Here is a 1,431-nt window from a genome sequence, read left to right on the forward strand (position 1 = left end):
CACAACGGGTATCCGGGCGCGCGGGTGGATGTGGAGAGCCACAGCTATTCGTTCATGTTCGATCAGGACCTTTACGCGGGGTGGGACTGGAGCGAGCGGTATGCTGCCCAGCCCGAGATCCTGGAGTACCTCAACTATGTCGCGGACCGTCTGGAGGTGCGGCGGAACCTTTCGCTGAGCACGTGGGTGACGTCGGCGCAGTGGCATCCTGAGGAGAACAAGTACCTGATCACCACCGACACCGGCCGCACGGTATGGGCCCGGTACCTGGTGATGGCCACGGGCAATCTGTCCAAGCCGCGCAAGCCCGACTTCGCGGGCCTGGATGACTTCGAGGGCGAATGGCATCAGACTGCCCACTGGCCGAAGACCCCGATGGAGATCGCCGGCAAGCGCGTGGCGGTCATCGGCACGGGTTCTTCGGGGGTGCAGGCAGCGACCGAGATCGCCAAGACCGCCGGACACCTTTACGTTCTGCAGCGGACCCCGAACTACTCGATTCCCGCCCACAACGGCCCGGCCGACAAGAGGAAGAAGGAACGCCTCTCCCAGAAGGTCCTGCAGTTCCGCGAGGAGACCTACGCGACCCCGGTCGCCTACGCCATGCCGCCCAATGTGGGCAAGGCATCGGATTACTCGGAGGAGCAGCAGCAGCAGATCCTGGAGTCCAGGTGGGCGTTCGGAGGCCAGAGCCTGCTCGGCACCTTCTCCGACCAGGGCACGGACCTGGAGGTCAACAACGTTGTGGCCGAGTTCGTCCGCGGCAAGATCCGCGACATGATCGATGATCCCGAGACCGCCGAGAAACTGATGCCGACCGCCTACCCGATCGGGGTCCGCAGGCTGTGCATCGACACCGGGTACTACCCGATCTTCAATCAAAGCAATGTCAGCCTCGTCGATCTCAGGACCGAACCGGTCGAACGCATCACCCGGACCGGGATCAAGACCCGCGACAACGAGTACGAAATCGACCTCATCGTGTTCGCGCTCGGCTTCGAGGCCTTCACCGGTGCACTCGACCAGGCCAACATACGCAACGAGCACGGCCAGCAGCCCAGCGACCGCTGGACCTACAAACCGCAGACATACCTGGGCATCATGACCCACGGGTTCCCGAACCTGTTCACCCTCACCGGCGTGCAAAGCCCCAGCGTGCTCGCGACCTTCTTCGCGCTGAACAACTACCACGTGGACTTCGTCGCCGACATCATCGAACACGCCGAAGACAAGGGCGCCGTCCGCATCGAACCCACCCTCGAGGCAGAAGCCCAGTGGGGCGAACACTGCAACGCGATCGCGGCACCGATGCTGCGCCGCGCCGTCGACAACTACATGGTCCACGTCAACAAATACGACGGCTCCCGCTACTTCATCCCCTACGCCGGCGGCTTCGACAAATACGCCCAACAAGTCAACGAAATCGTCGCC

General features: G+C 63.2%; 1 protein-coding gene. It reads left to right on the plus strand.

The genetic code is table 11. From position 1 onward, the window contains the following. On the plus strand, positions 1 to 1,431 hold a 1,431-nt coding region (locus tag AC5RWT_RS37390), incomplete at both ends, for a flavin-containing monooxygenase (protein WP_494084618.1).

Source organism: Arthrobacter sp. Dra40, from assembly GCF_059091905.1.